Genomic DNA, 23,878 nt, shown 5'->3' on the forward strand with positions numbered 1-23,878 from the left:
GCGTCACCAGGCCCCGTACGGAGGAGGACGAGAAGGATGCGCGACGCCCCGAGGACGACGAACGAAGCACGGCGGCCGGCGCCGTGGCGCACGACGGCACGGGTGACGGCGGTGTGCGGCCTGGTGGCCGTCACCTGGCTGGCACTGCCCGCATCTGCGCAGGCTCTGGGACCGGTACGGGCTCCGGACTCCGTACCGGTCCTGGCAGCCGTGCAGGCGCAGCCTTCCCGGGCGCTGCGGGCCGACGAGGTGACGAAGTACTACGTGGTCAAGTCCGCGCAGGAGAACGGCGGCGAGCAGGAGACGCTGTTCGGGATCGCACAGCGCACCCTCGGCGACGGCGACCGGTTCGAGGAGATCCTGGTCCTCAACAGCGGGCGCCAGCTGCCGGACGGTTCGGCTTTCGTGAGTCCCGACCAGCTGACCCCGGGCTTCCCGCTCATCCTGCCGGAGGACGCGGACGGAGCCGGCGTGGAGTTCGGTGTGCTGCCCGAGGAGAACGCCGACGCGGCGAAGCCCCCCGCACGGAGCGCCTCCCCCGCGCCCCGCGCCGCGGCCGGCCGGGGCTCGGGACCGTTCGCCGGGCTGGGCGACCGGGTCGGGTCGCCCTGGCTGATCGGGGGTGTCGCCGGCGTCGCCGTACTGACCGTGGTCATCGTCGCGCGGCGTCCGATCGGCCGGGCCGTGCGCGCCACCGGCTCCGGGATCGCGCGGGCCGCCCGGGTGCTGCGGCCGCGGCTGCCGCGCGGCCTGGCGCTCGCGCTGCGGCGGCGTCGGCGGGGCGCGCTCGCGCGGCGGCTCGCGGCGGACACCCGTACGCCGGTGGTGGTGCGGCAGGCGCTGCGCGAACTGATCCCAGCCGACGCGGCGGAGGTGGAGCGTCCGGTACGGGTCTACAGCGTCCTCGCCGAACCAACGAAGCTGCTGGCGTCGGTGTCCGGGGCGCACACGGCGCCCGTGCCGTGGACCGCGGTCGAACCGAATCGCTGGGAGCGCACCGGACTGCCCTCCGTCATCGAGGGCGGTCCGGCGGCCGACGTGACGCTCGCGCTGCCGCATCTCGCCCGGATCGGGGTGAGCGAGCGGGGCGCGCAGGTCATGGTGGACCTCGGGCAGATCAACGGCGCGCTGAGCGTCAGCGGTGACCTCGTCGTCGCCCAGGACACCGTGGCGGCGCTGGTGCGCGGGCTGCTCGAACTGCCGCGGCAGAGCACGGTGGTGGTCTCGGTGGACCCGGGCGCGAGTGCCCTGCCCGGCCTCAATGGTCTGGTCCGGGTCCGCTCCGTGTCGGAGGTGAAGGGCAAGGCCCCCGAGGAGATCCTCAACTCCGCCGAGGAACTGGGCGTCGGCCTGGTGCGTGGCGCCGCCCGCACGGGCGAGGTCACCGGGTTCGTCGTCCTCCAGGACGCGCCGACCGCCGAGGAGGCGCGGGCGCTCGCGGACCTCACCGGGTCCGAGGGCGGCGGCTGGATCGTGCTGACGGTGGGCGACGTACCGGGGGCGCACTGGCGGTGGTACGCGGAGAACGACGGCAGCGTCGACCTGGGCGTACTCGGTCTGCGGGTGGTCGTTCCCACGCAGACGTTGGCCGGGGCGGGTACGGGGCGGGTCTGACGGCTCGCGACCCGGTAAAAGATTCTTCCGGGAATTGAACCTACCCGCCACAGCGGCCGTTTTCACAGCGATACTGCCCGGCCAGAAGGAATTCCGGGACCAGAAACTCCGCCCCGGCAGTCGGCCGACTCCTCCCCTGCTGCCGGGGCGGGCCATTACTTCAGCACTTCAGCATTCAGCACTTCAGCGAAAAGCAAATTCTCCAAGACTTCCGAAAGAGGGATACCCATGCGTAAATTCACCTGCGTCCCGGTCGTATTCACACTCGCCGCGGTCATGCTGACGGCGGCCTGCGCAAGCTCCCAGGGCACGGCGGCGACCACCACCGGCTCCGCCGGGCGCGCCGCCGCGACGGGCAACGGTGCGCAGCCCTCGCAGGCGGGCCGCCTCAGCGTCTGGAAGAGCCGGCAGTTGGGCCCGGTCGTGACGGACGGCGCGGGCTTCACCCTTTACCGCTTCGACAAGGACACGGCGAAGCCGCCCGCTTCCAACTGCGCGGGCGACTGCGCCGCGGCCTGGCCGCCGGTGCTCGCCGACGGTGCGAAGGCGGGCCGCGGCGTGGACCCCGGGCTGCTCGGCTCGGTGAAGCGCGCGGACGGCACGAGGCAGCTGACGCTCGCGGGATGGCCGCTGTACCGCTACGCGCAGGACACGGCGCCCCGGCAGACCCGTGGGCAGGGCGTCGGCGGTACCTGGTTCTCGGCCGCGCCCGACGGCACGAAGGCAAAGGCACAGGCGCAGGAGGCCCGGAGCGAGCCGAAGGACCTGCCCGCCCTGTCCACGGTCGACGACAAGGAGCGCGGCACGATCGTCCGCGACGGCAAGGGGCGTACGCTCTACCGCTTCACCAAGGACACCGCCTGGCCGATGAAGTCCAACTGCCGGGGCGCCTGCCTGGAGAAGTGGAAACCCGCCGGGCTCGTCGACAAGAAGAACATCAAGGGCATCGACCCGAAGCTGCTCAGCCCGTACACCCGCTCCGACGGCACGAAGCAGCTCAGCATCGACTGCTGGCCGCTCTACTGGTACACCGGCGACGAGAAGCCCGGCGACGCCAACGGCCAGGGCGTGAACGGCACTTGGTTCACCGTGCGGCCCAACGGCAAGCTGGCCAAGTAGTGGCACTGTCACGTTGGCGAATGGCGTGGGAGGATCTTCGAGTTGATCATGGTGGAGGGGGATCGTCCGTGGGGAGCGCGTCGCCGTCGTACAAGGGGCACCGGTACGTGGAGATCATCTCCCACTGCGTGTGGCTGTACTTCCGCTTCCCGCTCAGTTTCCGCGAGGTCGAGGAACTGATGCTCGAGCGCGGCGTGATCGTCTCCCACGAGACCGTCCGCCGCTGGTGCGCGAAGTTCGGCCAGGCCTACGCCAACGGCCTGCGCCGCCGGCGACCCCGACCCGGCGACAAGTGGCACCTGGACGAGGTCTTCATCAAAATCAACGGAGAGCAGAAGTACCTGTGGCGAGCCGTCGACGCCGACGGCAACGTGCTCGACATCCTGGTCCAGAACCGGCGGGACACCGCTGCGGCCAGACGCTTCTTCCGCCGCCTGCTGAAGACGACCTGCTCGGTGCCGAGGGTAGTCGTCACGGACAAGCTGCGCTCCTACGGGGCGGCCCACCGCGAGGTGATGCCCTCGGTCGAGCACCGCTCCCACAAGGGCCTGAACAACCGGGCCGAGAACAGCCACCAGCCCACCCGCCAGCGCGAACGCGGATGAAGGGATTCCGCAGCATCGGTGGAGCACAGCGGTTCCTGTCCGCGTTCAGCGGCATCTCACCCCACTTCCGGCCCCGCCGCCACCTGATGACCGCCGCCCACTACCGCGCCGAGATGACCACCCGCTTCGCCATCTGGGACCAGATCACCGGCGCTGCAAGCCGGCCCACCACGGCCTGACCCCAGGCCCGAAACGCAAGCCCACCACACCCCGACGCCCCATCAGACACTCACACACCCAACAACGTGACAGAGCCTCCCGGTGGCGTCGCCTCACCTGTGGCCGGCAGGCCCTGCTCGTCCTGGCACACCTGCGCTGCGGCGACACCTACGCCCGCCTCGCAGCAGGTTTCCACGTCGGGATTGCGACGGTCTACCGGTACATACGCGAGGCCGTTGACCTCCTGGCCGCTCTCGCGCCCACGCTGGAACAGGCCATGACGGCCGTGCGGAAGAAGGCGTACGTGATCCTCGACGGCACCGTGCTGCCGATCGACCGCATTGCTGCCGACCAGCCCTACTACTCGGGGAAGAAGAAGCACCATGGGATGAACGTGCAGGTCCTCGCGGATCCAGCCGGCCGGCTGATCTGGGCCTCGGACGCGCTACCTGGAGCCATGCACGATCTGACCGCGGCCCGGACCCACGGCATTCCCGCCGCCCTGACCGCCGAAGACATCAAGTGCTGGGCGGACAAGGCGTATCAGGGCGCAGGCCCTGCTGTCCGTGTCCCGTTCCGGGGCAGGATTCTGCGCGGCTGGCGCCGGCGTCACAACCGCGATCACGCCAAGATCCGCAGCGTCGGCGAACGCGCCATGGCCACCCTCAAGTGCTGGCGGCTCCTGCGGAAGCTCCGCTGCAGCACCACCCGGATCACCGGCGTCGTCCGTGCTGTCGTCGCCCTCGAACTCGCCACCTGATCAAGATGAAAAGGCTCCATGACAGCCATACCCGGAACCCCTGGGCCTAGCCGATCTTACGAATGACCAGTTCAGTCCCACATCAAGAAGGTAGGACTCCATGATCCACAAAAGCCGTGCTCGTCTCATGTCCGGGTATCGACGATCAACCGGTCAAACCGGGAGCGACGGGATTCTCCCCGGGGCCCGCCCTGGGGCGCCGCTCGTCGTTTGAACGCTGATCTATTTGACCAGCCACTCCGATCCCGTCCACGACGTGCGAAGGTATTGCTGCCCCGAGAAGACAACATATTCCTTCGGGATGTCCGGCATCTGCATCACGGCGTCGATTCCTGCCGCAAAGCTCGGGTAATGGCCGAGCCCTCCCCATTCGCTCAACGGCTTTGGTTTCTGTACCACGATATCGTTATGGTACTGTCCGTCGTTCACTTTGAGGCGAAGGTAATGTGAACCCGAGAAGACCCAATATTCGTTGTCGTCATCCGGCGTCCTCGTTACGGCATCAATCTTCTTGAATGATGGAGAAGTGTTGTCGAGGGAACTCCAGCCACTCAGCGGGCTTGGCTTCGAATCTTTCGGAATCCTGGTATCCATATGGGGCCATTTGTTGGCCACGTTGATGCGAAGAAAACGTGAACCCGAGAATATCCAGTACTTGTTGCGGTCGTCCGGCCACTGCATCACGGCATCGATCTTCTTGAACGGTGGAGAACTTTCGCCCTTGACTGCCTGGAGGGAACTCCAGTCGGTCAAGGGTCCTGGGTTCTGCACCACTTCAGCGAGATTTCTCTCCTTGCGGGTCACCTGGATGAGGGTGAAATTTTTCCCGGAGAAGAGCCAATACCTGTCTTTTTTATCCGGCGTCTGCATTACGGCATCGATTTGTTTTGTGAACCCTGCTTTATCGAAAGGGGGAAAATCTCGATTATTGAAAGCGAACAAATCGCTCAACGGTCTCGGGCCCTGCGCCTTCTTGCCGTCCGTGCCGGTGAGGCGTACGGCGACGAGTGCGCCGGCCGTCGCGGCAAGTGTGGCGCCGCCGAGTAGGACCGTGCGGCGACTCGGTGTACGCGAGGTGCCCAGTACCTTCTTGGCGTCGGCCGCGGTACCGACGTTAATGGTGAATTCCTGCCGAAGGTCCCCGCCGACGTAGTTGCCGTCCGCGCCCTGCGTGGTCTCGGGTTGACGGGCTGTGCGCCGACGGAACGTCCCTCGGGGTTCCCTCTGCGGCTCACCCATTTTGGTCCTGCCGGAAATCTCCCTTGACGTTGTTCCGGTGCGCTTCCTGCGCTGTGGGCCCGGTGGCCGCCTGGGTCAAATTGCCGTCGATCTCGTTGTCATCGGCCCGCTGGCTTCTGCCCTGCTCCGGTGCCACAGGGAGCCACCACTGCACCACGGTCCCCACTACGAGTAACACCGCCGCAGAAGTCCACCACGCCGTTGATCGGTGATCAGTGAGGAATCCGGTGGCCACGTTTACCGCTGCGGCGACTACCACCGCCCCCACCGCTCCCACGAAACGCTGTACGACTGGAATCATTCATGCCCCCCGAGCAGGACCGAACACCCCGACACGACGGTCGTGCAGGGAACCGGTCGGCCCACGGGTGCGGGCCGACAGTGCTGGACCCGGACACCCACCAGCTGTCGGCACGACTCACGTAGGGGGGCTTCCGCCCATCCGGATCCCTATCTGCCGACTATAGGGCCACAGCAGGGGGGACGTCCGGCTGATGGAACATCTGGCCTTCGGTCATCGACTTGGCCGCCTGCGTCTACTCCCGCGCAATCGGCGAATGACGGGTCGAATCAATTCATGCCCCACTCCGAACCGAACCGTCCTCGCGTCGGTACAGCGCCACGGATTCGGCCGCTGATGGTCGGCCCAGCCGGCGCCGCTTGGGCAAGACTTCGCCACAGAGCCACGAATAATTCTCTTCACTCCCCTGGTGGGGTGACCTCACGCCCCGCGAAGTGCGTCGCGTTACTGCGAGTGATCCATGGTTCGAGTCGGGCGTCGGGGATATCTGATTCCTTGGCGCCTTTCACGTGCTTGGCAATTGTCCCCAGGAGTAGGCGCGAAAGTGATCATTGGTAAGTCGGTGTCACGAATAGCATGTCAACGGAGTTCAGGTCCGATACCAACGTCACTGTCAGCGCGGAAGCCGGAGTGAAGGAGCCTTTTCATCTTGATCAGGTGGCGAGTTCGAGGGCGACGACAGCACGGACGACGCCGGTGATCCGGGTGGTGCTGCAGCGGAGCTTCCGCAGGAGCCGCCAGCACTTGAGGGTGGCCATGGCGCGTTCGCCGACGCTGCGGATCTCGGCGTGATCGCGGTTGTGACGCCGGCGCCAGCCGCGCAGAATCCTGCCCCGGAACGGGACACGGACAGCAGGGCCTGCGCCCTGATACGCCTTGTCCGCCCAGCACTTGATGTCTTCGGCGGTCAGGGCGGCGGGAATGCCGTGGGTCCGGGCCGCGGTCAGATCGTGCATGGCTCCAGGTAGCGCGTCCGAGGCCCAGATCAGCCGGCCGGCTGGATCCGCGAGGACCTGCACGTTCATCCCATGGTGCTTCTTCTTCCCCGAGTAGTAGGGCTGGTCGGCAGCAATGCGGTCGATCGGCAGCACGGTGCCGTCGAGGATCACGTACGCCTTCTTCCGCACGGCCGTCATGGCCTGTTCCAGCGTGGGCGCGAGAGCGGCCAGGAGGTCAACGGCCTCGCGTATGTACCGGTAGACCGTCGCAATCCCGACGTGGAAACCTGCTGCGAGGCGGGCGTAGGTGTCGCCGCAGCGCAGGTGTGCCAGGACGAGCAGGGCCTGCCGGCCACAGGTGAGGCGACGCCACCGGGAGCCGATCCGGCGGCGGTGACCTGCGAGGAGACCGGAGAGGTGTTGCAGGGCGCGGCTGGACAGATCAATGCCGGACGGGTAGACAAGCACGCGGAAGCTCCTGGCGGACTGGTGATCTTGGTCGTGAACCCGTCTACCAGGAGCTTTCTTCACGCCCGCCGCCGGGGTCACCCATCCGACCACCCGTCAGGTTGGAAACGGCTCAGTGACGGTACTTGGCTGTTTCGCCGTCAACGTAGACCATAAAGGGCTTGAACGGCGGCCCCGCTTCGGGTGGCGATGGGTGTAGTTCCACCCCCCGATCGAGTATTTCCTTTGTGGCTGCAATCTTGTCGATAGGGAATCCTTGTTTCGCGGCCTCCTCGTGCTGTTCAAACAAGGGCCGGACAGATTCCCAGGCATCTAGAGGCTCGAACCTGCACTTGTTCCAGAACATGTCGGGGGTGATGACGTACAGGCGACCAACCGGGACTCCCCCCACATACATGGTCAAATGCGGCTTGACCTCCTCGGCCGATCCCATCATTGTCACCCTCTTCCCAGGTCATCGAGCACGATCACTCCTTCGCCCAGTGCTGAGTCGACTTCGACGGCTCGCAGGACCCCATGACCGGCCAGCCGGACCTCTCCTCAAGACACAGGCTGCTGTCCAGGTTCACGACGGTGCTGCTGGTACCCGTGCGCCAGCTCTGGCCGCTGGAGCCGCAGTCGGCCATGGACAGCTGATTGATGCCGACATGCAGGCATTGATCGGCGGACTCGTTGTACAGCATGTAGGAACCGTCCGAACCGGCCTTTGCGGTCCAGTTGGTCGCCGGGGTGTCCGCGCAGGTGTCGAACACGACGCTGTAGGACACGGCCAGGCACTTGCCGTAGCCGACGTCCCTGAGCCGGAAGCGGCCGCTGGACGCGGGCGGTGTCGCCGGGTTCGACGCCCCACTGGAACCATTGCTTCCGTGGGAGCTGCCCGCGTCACCCGACCCGCCAGCTGCGCCTTTGGTGGGGTCCGTGCCGGCCCCGCCGCTGTTCGACGAGCTACCGCCATTCGACGAGTTGCCGCCGCCTGTGGAGCCGCCGCTGGCTGTGGAGCTGCCGCCTGCGGATTGGTGGGGTGTTGCTGTGACGGAGGTGCGGGGAGAACGGCCCGGTGAGGCAGAGCCGTCCGTTGAAGGCCTGAGGGTGGACGCCTGGTCCGGCTTGCCGTCCGCGTTGTCCTTGTGGTCGTCCTGGTCGCCGGGCAGCTGAGTGCCGGCATAGACAGCGAGGGAGACGACCACGACACCGACCGCGATCAGGGAGAGGACGAGTCGCCGCCGCTTGGTGTCACGGCCAGGGGGCGGGGGAAGCGGCACAGGAGCGATTTCGTCGGGGTGGTTCGTATGCGAACCGTCCTGCTCAGCGACAGAGCCAGCGCTTGTTGTTCGGGACCGGCCGGCTCAGCCCGGGACGTACACCTTGACCCAGTTGTCCGACACCCAGCCGCACCAGTCGTTCTCTCTGTTGGAGTACTGCACGTGGTGCCAGAGATTTCCGTAGCTGTTTCTGTCGTTGCCGTAGTAGCTCATGATCGTTCCGGCACTCAGGGTCACGAGAGTGGAAGAGGCGTTGTAGTAGTTCTTCTTCAGATTCATGTTGTTCTTGTCCGCCTCGGCCACCCTGGCCCACCGGTCACCCGGGCACATTCCCTTCACACCGATGGCTTCCTGGGAGGCCGTCGTTTCAGGCGGGGATCCCAGGGCTGCGACCGTCGCGTCGGCTGACGCTGAGGCATGACCGTCCTGAGCCGGATTCGCTCCGGGAGCACCATCGGCCGCGGATGCGCTCATGCCGCCGGTCGCGAGCAGGGCGGCGGCCCCCATGCCGACGAGAATCTTCCGGGTCGTATGCATGTGTATTCCCGTGTTCCGCACCGCAGTTAAGGGGCCGGCGCCTTTCCCCGTTGACGCGTCCATGTTGCCGCGTCGGAGAACGGAGGAAAAGCAATTTCGGGCAAGGCCGAAACGTGCATTCGGCACCGCCCTACTCCAAGGCCCCTCACGGCATGAACGGCGCTCCGTCGCGCGGCTGCGACAGGCGGGCGAGCAGGGGTGGTCTGGCGCTGGGCACAGGTACAGCGAGGATGGGCGCATGAGCAAGCGTCCGATGCTGACCCAGCGGGAGGCCGCCACCGCGTGTGGCGTCAGCCGCACGACTATCCGCCGCCGCCGTGAGGCGGGCGATCTGCCTGGCGCGGTACAGGATTCCGCGCAGGGCTGGCTGATCCCGGTAGACGACCTGCTCGCCGCCGGATTCCGGCTGAACGCACCGTCCCCGCCCGACGGGACGCCCTCCTGCCCGTCGGGCCATCAGGGATCCACCGGCTCAACCCCCGCACCACCACCGGCGCGGAAACCACCGACCTGCTCAAAGACCTCACCGAACGTATCGGTGCGACGTTCGTGTACGCGGGCATCGACGTCACCACCACCGCGTTGTTCAGCGGTGTGCGCGGGGCCCAGCTCGCCGGGCGGGCTTCCCTCGTGGAATGCGGGGCGTTCCCGGCACGCCTCGGCACACGCGAACCCTTCAGAGAACTGATCGCGGGCGTAGAGGCCGCACTCGATCTCCGCGCGCACCGGGCCGGGACACTCCCCCGCCACGCCGCCTACCTCCGCCAAAGGACCGCGGGACGGATCGGGAGCCTGACCCGGCTGATCCGCCAAGCCGCGATCACGAGCATCCTCGACGGCACCGAACGCATCACCAAGGCGTCCCTGGACCAGGTCCGCCTGGACCACCTCGCCGAAACCCAGCGCCGCCCCGCCCCGAACGGGTCCCGCGCACCCCGCCGGTAGCCCCTCTCCTTTTCTGCCCAGCGGTCGATGCAGAAGGCTGTGACCAGGGAAAACACACCTGGGCCTTTAGGAGTTGACGCTATCTGAGGAACGCCAAGGTGATCTCAACGAAGAAGAGACATCCCCAGACCAGCAGACCTACGCCCCCGCGAACCCACGCTCACACAGTCTCAACCAATCCCGGATATCCCCAGCACACACCCCTCCCCGTACCTCAACTACACCCCACGAAACGACAACACGATCGAGGCGCTGGCCGATCCCCGCGTGCGCAGCGGCCGGGAGGACATCGACGACCAGGACCAGGAGCACGACGGCGATGACGCCGAGGACGTCCTGGAGGACGGGGACGGAGACGGGGCGGAGGTGCGGGTGAGTGGGGCGGCGGCCGGGGTGCTGCGGTTCAGTGAGGAACGCGACCCGGCCGTGCTGGCGCAGTTCGTGCGGCTGCGGGTCATCGACCCGGAAGGGGCGTACTGGCGGCGTGGGATCGAGGCGGCCGGGCGGTGGTTGCGCGAGACCGGGAACACCGTGCTGCGGGTGCCGTACACCGTCGTTACCCCGGAGAGCTGGGGCGGCGTCGGCGGATACCCACTCGGGCAGTGGATCGCCGACCAGCGCCGCGCCTACACGGCCGGGACACTGGAGGCCGGGCGGGTCGCCGAGCTCGAAAAGCTCGGGATGGTGTGGTCCGAACAGGACGCGGCCTGGGCGGACGGAATCGCCGTCGCCAAGGAATACGCCGCAGCCCACGGCCACTTCCTCCCCCCGACCACTGCAGTCTGGGACGGGCATCCGATCGGGGTGTGGGCGAAGAACGCCCGCGCGGCAGCCCGCAGGGCGCGGGAGAACGAGGAACTGCGCGCGGCCGGCCGTCCCGTGCGGTCGGCGGCCGGGGCGATGTCCCAGGCGCGGCAGGAGGAGCTGGACGCGATCGATCCGGGCTGGTGCCCGGTATGGGACACCGGGTGGCAGCGCTGCTACCGGCTCGTCCAGAACCACATCCAGGCCGGCGGCACACTCCCGGACGCAGCGGGCGACGTCGTCGTCCAGAGCGAGAGGTACTCGCCGGCCGCCTGAAACCGTCCAGGAGAGCGCCCTGGTCACGGCTATGACTTCGTGCGGCCTGCTGAGGCTTGCTGAGTGTCCGCGCCGGAGCCGGCATCTTGCCGCTGGGTCTCCTGGGGGCCGTGCCAGTCCAGGCACATCACGGTGGCATCGTCTTCGAGCCGGCCGCCAGCGGCGTCCAAGACCGCGGACGTCAGCGTCAGTGCGGTCTCCCTCGGATGCAGGTCCCGGGTGCGCTCCACCAGGGCGGACAGGTCGACGTTCTCCCCATGACGTTCGAGCATGCCGTCGGTCAGCATGAGCAGACGGTCGCCGGGGCGCAGATCAATGTCCTGGACGCGGTAGGGGTGGGGGGCGGGCAGGGACAGGCCGAAGGGGTGGTCCACCTCGCAGGTGATCACCTCCGGAGCCCCCTCGCGCATGCGCAGGGGCCAGGGGTGGCCAGCGTTGACGAGCTGGGCCTGGCCGGTGTGGAGGTTGATGCGCAGTAGCTGCCCGGTGGCGTGGCCGTGGGCGTGGTCGGCCAAGGCCTGGTCGGCCCGGTGGGCTTGCTCGGCCAGGTCGGCTCCTGCGCGGCGGGCGCTGCGCAGGGCGCTCACCAGGACCGTGGCGGCCAGGGCGGCGTCGATGTTGTGGCCCATGGGGTCGGTCACCGACAGGTGCAGGGTGTCGCGGTCCAGGGCGTAGTCGAAGGTGTCGCCGCTGAGGTCTTCGGAGGGTTCCAGGCTCCCGCACAGTGTGAACTGTGCTGCCTCGCACGACAGTGACATGGGCAGCAGTTGGTACTGGATTTCTGCGGCCAGGGTGGAATGCCTGGGGCGTTTGCCCCAGGCGTAGAGGTCGGTGAACCGCCCGTTGGCGATCACGATGTAGGCCAGGATGTGGGCGGCTTCCCTGATCGCATCGAGGAAGTCCTCGCCGGGGTCGGCCGGCAGGAACAGTTCCAGCAGCCCGATGGCATCCCCTCGGTTGGTGACCGGCGCGATCACCCGCTGTTCCTGACCGGTCGCCTTCTGATACAGCCGCTGGGTACGGATCACCTGCTCGTAGACGCTGCCGGACAGGGGGACCCGCTCCGCTTCCCGCCCCAGGGTGCCGGCGACGGGCAGCCGCGCCACCGCCTTCCCCGTCAGGTCCACGATGAGGAACGAGACCTTCGTAGCTTTGAAACGCCGCCGCAGGTCCTCCGCGACCACTTCGACGGCCTCCACCGGCGCCGCCATCTCCGCAGCCGCCAGCAACCGGGCAAGTTCGCTGTGCTCAGCACCCACGACCACGCTCCCTACCAGCACCCCTCATATCAGCTTGGGAACCGCCACGGGGAGCGTCAATCTGTGACCAGTCACAGTAAAGACCGCTCCGGCCTCGTCCAGGCGCGATCAACACCCCGAAACGCAACAAGACGCCCTAAAAGCCGCAGCGGCGATGCGTTTCCCTGCGAATCGGAGGTCGGAGCGGGCGCCTTCGAGCCGCTCCTGGAGCTTGTGGTGCTCCTGCGTGAGCCCGCGATCGAGTCGGCCGAACTCCGCATCGCGGTGAGGCCGCAGGGCGATGCCCGACTCGCCGACCTCTTCGACGGCCCGTGCGCAACGGTGGTCCGTACAGCGCTGGAGAGAGAGCACGCCCGGCACGGCGGTGTGCCTCCACGACGCCGGGTCGCCTTCCGCTCCGGGATGGAATCTGGCGGAGCCAAGGAGCGCCGGACTGCCCACCGGGCCTCGGTCCTGGGAAGGGATGCCAGGGCCGAGGCGGCTGAGGATCCGGTCAGATCGTGTCCGCGACCTTGATGTAGCCCTGCTGGATGACCCACTTCTGGTTGGTGTGGTTGACGCACTGCCAGATGCGTACCTGGTCACCGTTGTTGCGGGTGTTGCCGGCGTCCAGGCACATCTCCCGGCTCTTGCCCATCGTGTCGGCGAGCACGATCTGCGCGTTGCGGACGATCCACTTCTGGTTTGTGTTGGTGCCGCCACACTCCCAGATCTTGGTCCTGTCGCCGTTGTTGCGGGTGTTGCCGGCGTCCAGGCACATCTCCTTGGCGTCGCCGATCGTGTCTTCAACCTTGATCTGTCCATTGGTGATCACGAACCGCTGGTTCTTGTGGCCGGCACACTTCCAGAGGCGTACCTGGTCACCGTTGTTGCGGGTGTTGCCCACGTCCAGGCACACCTCATGGGCAGCCCGGGACGCGGGAGCCGCCGCGGAGGACGGCACACCCGCGCCGAGGGCGAGCAGCAGCGCCGCGCCAGTGACGGAGCCGAGACAGCGAGGAGAGAGGAGCGAAGCCATGAGCACAATCCCAATCGTTGATGGGGAAGCGAGAGCACCGTCACGAGACCAGCAGTCGGTGCCCACGCATCCTGGATGCCCCGGTTCGGCCGCCGGTAGCGGATAGCTCCAGACAGCCTCCGTTAGAGCGAAGATGATCACCCACCCGTGGGAGCGAAAAGCAGCTCACGGTGACGCCTCCGGCAGAGCAGGGCCGTCGACCGTCGTGACGGGGAGGGTGGGCGGCTTCGCGCCCCGGCGGGCCGTTCCGGCCTGTGCAGGCCCGCTGGCGAACCCGCACATGGCGGTGTGGACTCGCCCCGCAGTTCGAAACAGCCGCGCGCGCGGCCCTACCCCGCATCGCGAGACCAGCAGACGCGTCACCACAACGAGCGACCGCGCGGCCCCGCCGACGCGTAAGGGGACTGGCCGGCCGCCAAATCCCGAGGCGCACAGGGCGTCCCGCTCGCCAGGGTCGGGGTCGCGCCTCTGGTCGCGCTCCTGGACGCACCTCTGGTCGCGTCTCTAGTCGCGCTCCTGGTCGCGCCTCTGGTCGCATCGGACGACGAGCCCGGATCACACAAACGCGCAGGTCAGACCAGTGATCCGGAAGACCGGCGAACGCCGACTACTTCTCTGGAGAGCCCCCTTCGGCCAGGAACGGGCCGTCACCACGGCACGCACGGCGGGCACCTGACGCAGCGAAACCGCCGTACGCCCCCTGTGCCGCTAACGCGAGTCGCCCCGACTGGCAGGCGCTCAGAGAGCGCGTACAGGGGCGTTCTAGGCGGCGAAGCCGATGTTGGTGACGTACTCGTACTGGCCCCACTGGGATCCGAGGTCGACGATGACGTTCGCCCAGGCGTCGTCGAGGCCCTGGTGGTCGCCTGATGCCCAGGTCTCGACTATGCGGTCCCAGCGGCGGACGTTCATCGTGCGGTACTCCACCAGCCGCTGGAGCGGGCGCGGCACCTGTGACTGGTTGAGCGGGTGGATCTCCACCCGGGTGCCGCCGGCGGAGTTCAGGCGTCGCAGGAGGTGCCGGGCGACGTTGTGGCGGCGGACCTGGCGGTAGGCGGCGTCAATGCGTTCCAGGTTGGCGCTCGACGGCCGGCGCTTCTCGTCCAGCCACGCCTTCAGCGTGCGGTCGCTGACCGTGAGCCCGGCATCGCGGGCCGCCTGGCGGCTGTGGTCGGTCCGGGTCAGGTAGTGCAGGCGCGCCATGAGGCCACGCTTCGCGGTGACCGGGGTGACGATCCCGTCCGCCAGCTCGTCAAGTTTGCGTGCCACGGCGTCGCTGCCCTTGATGCCCCGGGCGCCGAACTTCCCGAAGTCGATATTCCTCTCCGGCATCTGCTCCTCCTCGTCATGCGAACTGGTTGCTCATCAGCGGGCAGCTGCTCGGCGTCAGCAGTGCCCAGGAGCGCATCGTGCTCGGTCCGCTCGGCGGACAGCAGTCGCGGGCGCGGAGCCGGCTCCGTGCTGCTCCTGGTCGTGCTTCGTCGTCGGTCCGGTGCCCGGCGGACGGCGCCCCCAATTCAGGGGTGCCCCAGGCCGGGGCCGTGATCATGGTCGGGCCCGGGGCCTGCGGCCCACCTCCGGCCGGCGCACGGCCACGGTGGGCTTCGGCTCGGCGTCGGTGGCGGGTGACTTGCGGCGTTCCCGGGTGGGTGGCAACAGCGTTCCCTCTCCCGCATCCTCCGCGGCGGCGCAATCGTAAAGGGGCCCGGGGCAGCAGGCGCCCCGGTCCGACGGGGGGCGAGAGATGGATCTGTATGCAGTGATGTCGTATCTGGGGGTGCCCGCTGTCGTGGGGGTGCCAGCCTCTGCCGTGCTCGACCGTTTCCGCCCCCAGGACGGTTGGATCGTTCGGCAGGGCCTCACGGGCGCAAGAGGAAGGCGAACGCGCGCCTACCTGACGGCCTGTCGGCCGAACGCGAACCGCCCCGGTCTGGGGGCCCCGGGGCGACTAACGGGCGCCGGGGCGCTCTACGCGGCGAAGCCGCTGTTGGTGACGTACTCGTACTGGCCCCACTGGGATCCGAGGCCGCCGATGACGTCCCCCCAGGCGTCAGCGCGGGCCACGGCCGCCCACTGACCAATCAGGTCCAAAGACGGCACCGCCACCAGGAGATGGCGGGTGTCCAAGGCCTCGGCGGTGCGCAGCGCGGTCAAGGTCTTCCCGGTCCCGCACGCCGAGACGATGTGACCGCGCGAACCCGGGCGCTTCAGATGCCGCACCGCGCTGTCCACCGCATGCTGCTGATCGAGGCGCAGCGTGCGACGGACTTCCGGGCGGAGAGAGGGCGTTGCGGTGGGGCGGGTAGTCATCGCGACGAAGGACCTCGGGGTGCGAAACGACAGGTGCGGGCAACTGTGCTTCTGGCGTTGTCACGTTGTCGGGGGCGTGATCGTCTGAGGGCGAGCGGGGGCCGGGGCGGCTGTTGTTCAGACCCTGGCGGGCAGGCCGGTGCTGCCGGTGATGTGGTTCCAGATAGTGAAGCGGATGGTCATCTCGAGGCGGTGGCGGCCGGCGGTCATGTGGTGGCGGTCGGGTCGGAAGTGGGGTGAGATCCCGGTGAACGCGGACAGGAACCGCTGCGCCCCGCCAATGCTGCGGAATCCTTTCATCGCGCGTTCACGCTGCCTCGTCGGCTGATGGGAGTTCTCCGCCCGGTTGTTCAACCCCTTGTGCGAGCGATGTTCCACCGAGGGCATCACCTCACGGTGCGCTGCGCCGTAGGCACGGAGTTTGTCCGTGACGATCACCCTGGGCACCGCCCCGGTCGTTTCGAGGAGCCGGCGGAAGAAGCGCCTGGCCGCGGCCTTGTCACGACGGGCCTGCACGAGGATGCCGAGCACCATCCCGTCTTGGTCCACGGCCCGCCACAGGTACTTCCACTCACCATTGATCTTGATGAAGACCTCGTCGAGATACCACTTGTCACCCGCCCGGGGGCACATCCGGCGCAACGAGTTGGCATAGGCCTGACCGAACTTCAGACACCAGCGGCGGATTGTCTCGTAGGAGACGATCACTCCGCGCTCGAGCATCAGCTCCTCGACCTCGCGGAAGCTGAGCGGGAAGCGGAAGTACAGCCACACGCAGTGCGAGATGACCTCCACCGGGCCCGGTGGCCTTTGTACGACGGTGCAGTGGAAGGCATGATCGGCTCCCCTCCCCGGACCCACCAACCCGGAGATCATCCCAGCCCGACCGTCAATGTGGACAGTCCCCACCGGAACGGGGACGGAGCGACAACGGGCACCTCAACATTGCATCGGCCTGCGAAACAGCCTCGAGCATGCCCGCTGATCACGCTGGCGCACCGAGAAACTCCAAGATCCCCGACAGAGTCAAGTTAGGTGCGCCCGCTGAGCACAAATGGACGGAGCGTTGACTTCAGGATGGCTGAGCACCCACTACTGCCGCAGGATCGCAACTTGCTCGGCGAGATATGATTCCGCAGGAAGGGACCTTCCTGTGCTGCTCAATTGCACGAACGGAACGCCATCGTGCATCTTCAGTGGACCACCACCCTCATCAAGATCGATAGCCTCCCAGCCGACATGGACGATCTCTCCCACGCGGAATCCTCCGAGAAGACAGCGGCGAATGAGCTCTGCCCGCTGCTGTGCGGCCTCCGATATTTGGCCGCGCCTGTCAGGTTGGACGACCTTGAGCACGTCCGCAGTGGCAAAGACTGCGTCCTCAGTCAGCAGGAGAACACCTAGATGCCAAGCCGAACCGACCCGGACAATGCGCCGCCCGCGCCAGCGCGAGTCCCGTTCTTCACCGAGCGCATTCTTCGGCGACTCTTCAAGATCCGCGCGCGCCATATCGAGCAACCCAGCAAGCCGCGTCATTGCGGCCTCCCTTGAATGATCGCGTTTAACACGGGATCAGCGGTAACAAGCTGAATAATCGGCGCTGATGATGGCATCAAATCGCTCCTAGCCTCCATGAATGTCAGTTGAAACTCGCCAAGGTGAAGATCAAGCTGTCCAGGAGGCGTTGTCACGTTGTTGGGTGTGTGGGTGTCTGACGGTGTGTCGGGGCATGGTGGTGTCGGGTTTTGGGCCTTTGTTCAGGCCGTGGTGGGCTGGCGGGCAGCGCCGGTGATCTGGTCCCAGATGGCTAATACTCCAGCCGGACTTCTTCATTCGTGCTGGTCAGCGGCTTGGGTGTGGGGAGTGTAGCGGGCTGGAATGGGGGTGGGGCGGTCTTTGCCGGGCCGTCCCACGAAGGCATGGCCGCGCTGCCTGTAGTGGCAACGGCGGGCGCGTGCTTGGTGGCGGCGACGCCAGTGGGACCACGTCATCGCGTGGTCGCGGTCCGGAGCACGGCGGTAGGGTCCAACTGCCAGCAGACGTCGAATCTCGGCCGGTGTGAGGTCCACGAGGTCGGGTGTGTCCCGCTCACTGCCCCCTTTTCTCGTTCCTGGCTGGCCAGGACAGCGAGGAAAGCGTGCGCGAGCATGGCGAGTGTGATGTGCCGGTACCAGCCCACGTAGCGGCGGACTTCGTACTGGTCCAGGCCGCATTCGTTCTTCGCGCTCTGGAAGCATTCCTCGAGGCACTGTCACGTTGGCGAATGGCGTGGGAGGATCTTCGAGTTGATCATGGTGGAGGGGGATCGTCCGTGGGGAGCGCGTCGCCGTCGTACAAGGGGCACCGGTACCCGGTGGAGATCATCTCCCACTGCGTGTGGCTGTACTTCCGCTTCCCGCTCAGTTTCCGCGAGGTCGAGGAACTGATGCTCGAGCGCGGCGTGATCGTCTCCCACGAGACCGTCCGCCGCTGGTGCGCGAAGTTCGGCCAGGCCTACGCCAACGGCCTGCGCCGCCGGCGACCCCGGCCCGGCGACAAGTGGCACCTGGACGAGGTCTTCATCAAAATCAACGGAGAGCAGAAGTACCTGTGGCGAGCCGTCGACGCCGACGGCAACGTGCTCGACATCCTGGTCCAGAACCGGCGGGACACCGCTGCGGCCAGGCGCGTCTTCCGCCGCCTGCTGAAGACGACCTGCTCGGTGCCGAGGGTAGTCGTCACGGACAAGCTGCGCTCCTACGGGGCGGCCCACCGCGAGGTGATGCCCTCGGCCGAGCACCGCTCCCACAAGGGCCTGAACAACCGGGCCGAGAACAGCCACCAGCCCACCCGCCAGCGCGAACGCGCGATGAAGGGATTCCGCAGCATCGGTGGAGCACAGCGGTTCCTGTCCGCGTTCAGCGGCATCTCACCCCACTTCCGGCCCCGCCGCCACCTGATGACCGCCGCCCACTACCGCGCCGAGATGACCACCCGCTTCGCCATCTGGGACCAGATCACCGGCGCTGCAAGCCGGCCCACCACGGCCTGACCCCAGGCCCGAAACGCAAGCCCACCACACCCCGACGCCCCATCAGACACTCACACACCCAACAACGTGACAGAGCCCCCGTACCCGCTCGGCCTCCCAGCGCCGGGCGGGTCACTTGCTGTCGGACGGACGCGGATTTTCCACGTGTGAGATCCAGGTGGTGAGCAGTCCTTCGAGTGCCTTGGTCTCGGCGGGCGTCAGCAGGCTCAGCAGGCGGCGTTCGTTGCGCATGTGGTCGGTGAATGCCTGGTCGATCAGTTCGCGACCGGGCTGGGTGAGGGCCACGATCCGGCCACGCTGGTCGTCGTCGGAACGGCGGCGGGTGACGAGTCCTGCCCGCTCCAGGCGGTCGATTCGCTTCGTCATCGCGCCGGTGGTGACCATGGTGTGTGCGGCGAGTTCGCCGGGCGCGCGCTCATAGGGCTCACCGGCGCGGCGCAGTGCGCACAGGACGTCGAACTCTCCCTCGCTGAGTCCGTAGCGCCCGTAGACGAGGCAGAGTTCCTCGGTGAGATGGTCGGCCAGGCGGTGCAGCCGGCCGATCACGCCCTGCGGGGAGATGTCGAGGTCGGGCCGCTCGCGGCGCCAGTCGGTCTGGATGCGGGCCACGCGGTCCAGCGGTTGCGGGTCGTCCATGCACACCACGATACCTTCCCGGGAAGCTATATTGTCTTCCGTGGAAGCTAATCTACGGTGGGTGGCCCTGACCGCTGTCGCACCGGTGGCCTGGGGCGCCAACTATTACGTCACCCATGAATTCCTGCCGCCCGACAGCCCCCTCTACGGGGCGGCTCTGCGAGCGCTGCCCGCCGGTCTCGTCCTGCTGGGGCTGTGCAGGCAGCGACCGCGCGGTGCGTGGTGGTGGCGGTCCGCGGTGCTCGGGCTGCTCAACGTAAGCGTGTTCTTCGTGCTCGTCTACGCCGCCTCCCAGCTACTGCCGACGAGCATCGCCTCAACCGTCATGGCGGTGTCCCCGCTGGCGATGATGCTCATCGCCTGGGCACTCGTCTCCGAGCGGCCCGGCATCGCACACCTGGCCGGCGCCGCGATCGGGCTCGGCGGGGTCTGCCTCATGCTGCTCACGGGAACGGGAGGAGTGAGCGTGCCGGGAGTCCTCGCCTCGGCCGCGGCCATGCTCGTGTCGTCCTTTGGCCACATCCTGACCAAGCGGTGGAACGCCGGTACCGATGTGCTCGCCTCGACCGCCTGGCAGCTCACCGCCGGAGGACTGTTCCTGCTGCCGGTCGCCGCAGCCGTGGAGGGCCCTCCGCCCGCACTCTCCACACCGGCGCTCCTCGCGTTCGGCTACGTCACCCTCGTCGCCACCGCGCTGGCCTTCGCCGCCTGGTTCACCGGGCTACGGCACCTGCCCGCGGGGACCGTGGGCCTTGTCGGGCTCCTCAACCCCGTCACAGGTGTCCTGCTCGGCACGGCGGTCGCCGGAGAGGTGCTGACAGCCCAGCAGCTGTGCGGGCTGGCGCTCGTCCTGACCGGAGTCGTCCTGGGACGGCCCAAACGCGCAGGACGACGCGGCGGCAGTCGGACTCCTCTCCAACCTGCACCCGACAAGCGTCCCGCCCGCGAGTCCTCCACCTGCAATCCCCTGTGAGGGTCAGGGGACACGGGAGCAGGGAGCGGCGCCGATAGTCGGCCGGGATGAGTGAGCAGGTGGGGAGGGGTGCCGCCGTCACGGATCGATCTGTCCTCCATCCCGGCCCGACCAACGATCCCATCGGCCAGCGGTGTTGGGTTCACCGTCTGCTGTCGCCGGGCGCGAGCAGACTGGTGACTTCGGCGATCGCCTCCGCCGAGGGGTGGAAATAGCGCCGAACGTTCTCCGGCTTCTTGTGCCGCGACTTCGCCATGAGCATCGGCAGGCTGGCCCCGGCCTCGCCGAGGTGCGTGAGCCCGGAATGCCGGTATTCGTGCAGGTCCCACCCGGTGTCCGGCACTCCGCCGACGGCCGTGTGCGCATCCAGCAGGGCGCGGGCCTGGCCGTACGACAGCCGGACCAGCCCGGTGTTCGGGCACACGTCACGCGGCGCGAGGACCTTGCCGGGGCCCGGCTTGCGGTGGGTGACGAACACCGGCCCCCGCGTACGGCCCTTGATCAGCCGGGGCAGCAGACGGGCGGTGCCGGCGTCCCAGTACACGGGCTCCATGACGTAGTCCTCGCGCGGGGCGCCGCGGCGGCGGGTACGCGGCTTCGCGCCCTTGGCCTTCACCGGGGCCCTGCGGGCGGCGAGGTCCAGCTCCTCGATGTTGACGCCGAGGATCTCCTCCGACCGGGCGACGGTTTCGTAGAGCATCCGCCACAGCGTCTTCTCCCTCAGGTGGACCTCGCGGCGGGCGATCAGCCGGTCGACCGCCATCTTCGAGCGGGCCGGGGTCTCGGAGTCCGGCGGGGTCATCCGCTTCACCCAGGCCGGGACCGCCGGGCCGTCGTACCCGCGCTCGGCACACCAGCCCAGCCACGACAGCACCGACGCCCGGCGGGCGTTCCAGGTGTTGACCGCCGCCTCGCCCCACAGCTGTTCGAGGGCGCCGCCGATCTCGTCGTCCGCGACCGAGGCGAGCGGCCGGACCTCGCCGAGGTGTTCGGCGGTCTTGCCGACGCCGATTCCGTACGACTGGAGGGTGTTTGCGTTGTCGAGCGAGTCGAGGAACGCGTCCGCCGCGCTCCGTACGGTCAACGCCTTCCCGGCGGGCAGTCGTACGACGGTCGGCACCGCTTCCCCCTTGCCGCAGATAACGGGGCCGCTTCGCGCACAGCCCCGAGAACGTCACCGCAGGTCATGATCGGTTGTGCCACAGATAATAGGGCGTTATCTGCGGGAAGACTTCAGACGGGTCCGGCCGCCGACGATCCGTCAGCCGCCCACCAGGGCCGATCGAGGCTTAGCGCCGGTTTTCGTTCCGATGTTCCAAGCGCCGCCAATTGCATCGGATGCGAGCTGGCGACAGTTGATGTGGCGACGCCGGCGAAGGCGGACGACACCTCGCTGAGCAGGGACGTCCGGCTCTGTTGCGTCGCGCGACGGTAGCGGCTGGCGAGGCCTGCTGGCCAGCCACTGTCACTCGTCCGGATGGACGGCCTGCGGTTTCGCCGCCGACTCGCATCCGATGCGGTTTTCTCGCATTGGATGCGAGCTACGGAGAGTGGTGGACAGTGAGGTTCAACGGGCCCGTCCCGGGGGCGGCGAGACTGCACTTGACAGACGGCATCGCACTGCTGCGGCCGGAGGAACAGGTCTTCTCCGCGATGCTGGGCGGATTCGCCAATCAGCAGCTCGCACGGAACCTGGCCCGCTCGACTGTCGAAGGTCGGGAGAACACGGTGAAGGCGTTCACCGCCTACGTGAACGCCTTCCCGTGGCAGTGGACGCCGGCCATGGTGGACGAATGGCTCGGTGATCTGCGCTCATTGCGTGATCTGAAGCGTTCGACGATCCGCTCGTACTCCGAAGCCATCCGCTCCTTCTGCCACTTCGCTACCGACCCCCTCTACGAGTGGGCCACCACGTGTGAAGAGCGGTTCGGCTCCCATCCAGTCCAGATCGTGCACGAGTGGAACACCGCGGTACACGTCCAGGACAACGAGTCCGATGCGAAGAAGCGCGCCTTCACCAAGGCCGAGCTACATGCCTTCTTCGCCCACTGCGACGACGAGGTGGCCCGCATCCGGGCCTTCGGCCGCAAGGGCTGGGCCTTGACCCCTGATGTTGGACACACGAGACACTGGATCCTGAGGATCTGAGAAACGGACATCTCGTGGTCATGAAAAACTACCCGCCGGAGTTCAAGGCGGATGCGGTCGCGCTGTACGAGTCGCGGCCGGAGGCGACGATCAGGTCGGTCGCCGCCGATCTGGGGATCAACCCTGAAACACTGCGGAACTGGGTGAGGGCGGCCGGGGTGAGTCGGCCCCGGGGACGCCGGACGCAGGAACCGGCCCAGCCTCCGACCCCGCTGGAGGCGGAGAACGCAGCCCTGCGCAAGAAGGTCCGCGAGTTGGAGGAGGAACGCGAGATCCTGCGGAAGGCGGCGAAGTATTTCGCCGGGGAGACGCGCTGGTGAACCGCTTCCAGTGTGTCGCCGACCTCCAGCGCCGCTATGGCGTGAAGCGGCTGTGCAGCATCCTCGGCGTTGCCCGCTCGAGTTTCTACTACTGGCGCCGGACGGCTGTGGACCGGGCTGCCCGGCAGGCGGCCGAGGCGAGGCTGGCCGCCCGGATACGGGCGGTGCACCAGGAATCGGACGGCACCTACGGAGCCCCGAGGATCACCGCCGAGCTCCGCGAGACGAGCGGTGAGGCGGTCAATCACAAGCGGGTCGCGAGGATCATGCGGACGTTCGGGATCGAAGGGGTCCGGTTGCGCCGCCGGCACCGCACCACCGTTCCCGACCCGGCCGCGGCCAGGGCGCCCGACCTGATCGGCCGCGACTTCACCGCCGCCGCTACGAACACGAAATACGTCGGCGACATCACCTACCTGCCCATCGACGGCGGGAAGTTCTGCTACCTGGCCACCGTCATCGACCTCGCATCGCGACGTCTGGCTGGCTGGGCGATCGCCGACCACATGCGTGCGGACCTCGTCACCGACGCCCTGGCCGCAGCCGTCCGCACCCGAGGCAGCCTCGCCGGATCGATCATGCACACCGACCACGGAGCCCAATACACGAGCAGGTCCTTCGCCGAAGCCTGCAGGTCAGCAGGGGTTCGGCAGAGCATGAGCGCGGTCGGCTCCAGCGCGGACAACGCACTCGCCGAGTCCTTCAACGCGACCTTCAAACGCGAAACTCTCCAAGGGCGAAAGAGCTGGCCAGACGAGAGCGAAGCCCGACTCGACGCCTTCAGATGGCTCCACCGCTACAACACCCGGCGCCGACACTCCCGCCTCGGACAACAATCACCGATCGCCTTCGAGAACACCCTCCACCACACACCAACTACGCTGGCACCAGCCGCCTAAACCGTGTTCAGGATTCGGGGTCAAGGCCCTGCCGGGAACTGGCCCAAGGCATCGTCCAGCGAATCCGCCATGCTTCAGGTCGCGGCGTCCCTGATAGGTAAGCGGGCGATCGATCTGCTGCACGGCGTTCACGTTCTGGACGACACCGAACTGCGTCTCGTCCTTCACGCCCTCGCAGAGGTGGGGCGGGCGGCGAGGCCGTTTTCGAGGGCGTTCGCCGATCTCTTCGCACAGTGGGGCGAGGAGGTGGGCGGCGG

The 23,878-nt window shown here is 67.6% G+C and carries 20 protein-coding genes and 5 pseudogenes; 11 read left to right on the forward strand and 14 right to left on the reverse strand.

Annotated features, from left to right (window positions below):
- The first annotated feature begins 36 nt into the window (after nucleotides 1–36).
- The 4 genes and pseudogenes from OHA19_RS00995 to OHA19_RS01010 all read left to right on the forward strand — a co-directional run bounded on the left by OHA19_RS00995 (nucleotide 37) and on the right by OHA19_RS01010 (nucleotide 4,257).
- Nucleotides 37–1,614 carry a hypothetical protein gene (locus tag OHA19_RS00995; protein ID WP_072489586.1) on the forward strand — a complete coding sequence of 526 codons (1,578 nt, stop codon included), beginning with the start codon at nucleotides 37–39 and terminating at the stop codon, nucleotides 1,612–1,614.
- Between the two features lie 228 nt (nucleotides 1,615–1,842).
- Nucleotides 1,843–2,733: an SCO0930 family lipoprotein gene (locus tag OHA19_RS01000; RefSeq protein WP_405720896.1), complete on the forward strand. Its 891-nt coding sequence runs from the start codon at nucleotides 1,843–1,845 to the stop codon at nucleotides 2,731–2,733.
- A 20-nt stretch (nucleotides 2,734–2,753) separates the two neighbouring features.
- Nucleotides 2,754–3,517: pseudogene (locus tag OHA19_RS01005) on the forward strand (IS6 family transposase).
- A gap of 41 nt (nucleotides 3,518–3,558) precedes the next feature.
- Nucleotides 3,559–4,257, forward strand: coding sequence for a transposase family protein (locus OHA19_RS01010; RefSeq protein WP_405722157.1), 699 nt, complete (start codon nucleotides 3,559–3,561; stop codon nucleotides 4,255–4,257).
- A gap of 222 nt (nucleotides 4,258–4,479) precedes the next feature.
- On the opposite strand, the gene OHA19_RS01015 is transcribed toward OHA19_RS01010, so the two are convergent.
- The 5 genes from OHA19_RS01015 to OHA19_RS01035 all read right to left on the reverse strand — a co-directional run bounded on the left by OHA19_RS01015 (nucleotide 4,480) and on the right by OHA19_RS01035 (nucleotide 9,002).
- A complete protein-coding gene (locus OHA19_RS01015; protein WP_405720893.1) occupies nucleotides 4,480–5,496 on the reverse strand; it encodes a hypothetical protein in 1,017 nt (338 codons plus the stop codon).
- A 954-nt stretch (nucleotides 5,497–6,450) separates the two neighbouring features.
- Complete coding sequence (locus OHA19_RS01020; protein ID WP_405749003.1) at nucleotides 6,451–7,203, reverse strand: transposase family protein; 753 nt, start codon at nucleotides 7,201–7,203, stop codon at nucleotides 6,451–6,453.
- A 112-nt stretch (nucleotides 7,204–7,315) separates the two neighbouring features.
- The gene (locus OHA19_RS01025; RefSeq protein ID WP_405720883.1) at nucleotides 7,316–7,636 is read right to left on the reverse strand and encodes a hypothetical protein; all 321 of its coding nucleotides are present in this window, start codon (nucleotides 7,634–7,636) and stop codon (nucleotides 7,316–7,318) included.
- Between the two features lie 34 nt (nucleotides 7,637–7,670).
- On the reverse strand, nucleotides 7,671–8,465 hold the full coding sequence (locus OHA19_RS01030; RefSeq protein WP_405749005.1) for an RICIN domain-containing protein: 795 nt from the start codon (nucleotides 8,463–8,465) through the stop codon (nucleotides 7,671–7,673).
- A gap of 84 nt (nucleotides 8,466–8,549) precedes the next feature.
- Nucleotides 8,550–9,002: a hypothetical protein gene (locus OHA19_RS01035; protein WP_365480482.1), complete on the reverse strand. Its 453-nt coding sequence runs from the start codon at nucleotides 9,000–9,002 to the stop codon at nucleotides 8,550–8,552.
- Nucleotides 9,003–9,255: 253 nt separating this feature from the next.
- On the opposite strand from OHA19_RS01035, the pseudogene OHA19_RS01040 reads away from it, so the two are divergent.
- The 3 genes and pseudogenes from OHA19_RS01040 to OHA19_RS01050 all read left to right on the forward strand — a co-directional run.
- A pseudogene (locus OHA19_RS01040) lies at nucleotides 9,256–9,384 on the forward strand (helix-turn-helix domain-containing protein); the annotation flags it as partial.
- 80 nt (nucleotides 9,385–9,464) lie between these two features.
- Nucleotides 9,465–9,947 (forward strand): annotated as a pseudogene (locus OHA19_RS01045) (ATP/GTP-binding protein); the annotation flags it as partial.
- Nucleotides 9,948–10,214: 267 nt separating this feature from the next.
- Nucleotides 10,215–11,027, forward strand: coding sequence for a helicase associated domain-containing protein (locus OHA19_RS01050; protein ID WP_405720877.1), 813 nt, complete (start codon nucleotides 10,215–10,217; stop codon nucleotides 11,025–11,027).
- Between the two features lie 29 nt (nucleotides 11,028–11,056).
- Here the strand turns inward: OHA19_RS01050 and OHA19_RS01055 are convergent, their stop codons facing one another.
- The 7 genes and pseudogenes from OHA19_RS01055 to OHA19_RS01085 all read right to left on the reverse strand — a co-directional run.
- Nucleotides 11,057–12,238 (reverse strand): PP2C family protein-serine/threonine phosphatase, encoded by a 1,182-nt coding sequence (locus tag OHA19_RS01055; RefSeq protein ID WP_405722154.1) that lies wholly within the window; start codon nucleotides 12,236–12,238, stop codon nucleotides 11,057–11,059.
- A 541-nt stretch (nucleotides 12,239–12,779) separates the two neighbouring features.
- A complete protein-coding gene (locus OHA19_RS01060) occupies nucleotides 12,780–13,304 on the reverse strand; it encodes a ricin-type beta-trefoil lectin domain protein (protein ID WP_385339162.1) in 525 nt (174 codons plus the stop codon).
- A gap of 762 nt (nucleotides 13,305–14,066) precedes the next feature.
- A complete protein-coding gene (locus tag OHA19_RS01065) occupies nucleotides 14,067–14,636 on the reverse strand; it encodes a transcriptional regulator (protein ID WP_405749007.1) in 570 nt (189 codons plus the stop codon).
- Nucleotides 14,637–15,272: 636 nt separating this feature from the next.
- Nucleotides 15,273–15,614, reverse strand: a complete 342-nt coding sequence (locus tag OHA19_RS01070) for a DEAD/DEAH box helicase family protein (protein WP_405720874.1) — start codon at nucleotides 15,612–15,614, stop codon at nucleotides 15,273–15,275.
- Between the two features lie 117 nt (nucleotides 15,615–15,731).
- Nucleotides 15,732–16,450 (reverse strand): annotated as a pseudogene (locus OHA19_RS01075) (IS6 family transposase).
- Between the two features lie 256 nt (nucleotides 16,451–16,706).
- Nucleotides 16,707–17,150: a hypothetical protein gene (locus tag OHA19_RS01080; RefSeq protein WP_405720871.1), complete on the reverse strand. Its 444-nt coding sequence runs from the start codon at nucleotides 17,148–17,150 to the stop codon at nucleotides 16,707–16,709.
- A 451-nt stretch (nucleotides 17,151–17,601) separates the two neighbouring features.
- Nucleotides 17,602–17,859, reverse strand: a pseudogene (locus OHA19_RS01085) (IS701 family transposase); the annotation flags it as partial.
- An 18-nt stretch (nucleotides 17,860–17,877) separates the two neighbouring features.
- Here OHA19_RS01085 and OHA19_RS01090 point away from each other — a divergent pair.
- Nucleotides 17,878–18,645, forward strand: coding sequence for an IS6 family transposase (locus tag OHA19_RS01090; protein ID WP_405720868.1), 768 nt, complete (start codon nucleotides 17,878–17,880; stop codon nucleotides 18,643–18,645).
- 111 nt (nucleotides 18,646–18,756) lie between these two features.
- Here OHA19_RS01090 and OHA19_RS01095 read toward each other — a convergent pair whose 3' ends face one another.
- Nucleotides 18,757–19,281, reverse strand: a complete 525-nt coding sequence (locus OHA19_RS01095; RefSeq protein ID WP_266773049.1) for a MarR family winged helix-turn-helix transcriptional regulator — start codon at nucleotides 19,279–19,281, stop codon at nucleotides 18,757–18,759.
- On the opposite strand from OHA19_RS01095, the gene OHA19_RS01100 reads away from it, so the two are divergent.
- On the forward strand, nucleotides 19,280–20,254 hold the full coding sequence (locus OHA19_RS01100) for a DMT family transporter (protein ID WP_405720864.1): 975 nt from the start codon (nucleotides 19,280–19,282) through the stop codon (nucleotides 20,252–20,254). The two genes, OHA19_RS01095 and OHA19_RS01100, sit on opposite strands and share 2 nt — an antisense overlap.
- Nucleotides 20,255–20,396: 142 nt before the next feature.
- Here OHA19_RS01100 and OHA19_RS01105 read toward each other — a convergent pair whose 3' ends face one another.
- Nucleotides 20,397–21,374, reverse strand: a complete 978-nt coding sequence (locus OHA19_RS01105; protein WP_405720862.1) for a tyrosine-type recombinase/integrase — start codon at nucleotides 21,372–21,374, stop codon at nucleotides 20,397–20,399.
- A 482-nt stretch (nucleotides 21,375–21,856) separates the two neighbouring features.
- Between OHA19_RS01105 and OHA19_RS01110 the strand changes: the two genes are divergently transcribed.
- Together OHA19_RS01110 and OHA19_RS01115 are read left to right on the forward strand one after the other, a co-directional pair.
- On the forward strand, nucleotides 21,857–22,402 hold the full coding sequence (locus tag OHA19_RS01110; protein WP_405720860.1) for a hypothetical protein: 546 nt from the start codon (nucleotides 21,857–21,859) through the stop codon (nucleotides 22,400–22,402).
- Between the two features lie 14 nt (nucleotides 22,403–22,416).
- A protein-coding gene (locus OHA19_RS01115) for an IS3 family transposase (protein ID WP_331734386.1) occupies nucleotides 22,417–23,621 on the forward strand; the annotation gives its coding sequence in 2 pieces (ribosomal slippage) (nucleotides 22,417–22,708 and nucleotides 22,708–23,621; 1,206 coding nt in all).
- Nucleotides 23,622–23,878: the final 257 nt, after the last annotated feature.

Origin of the sequence: Streptomyces sp. NBC_00012, assembly GCF_045040875.1 — a bacterium.
In the GTDB taxonomy this organism is placed as follows: Bacteria; Actinomycetota; Actinomycetes; order Streptomycetales; family Streptomycetaceae; genus Streptomyces.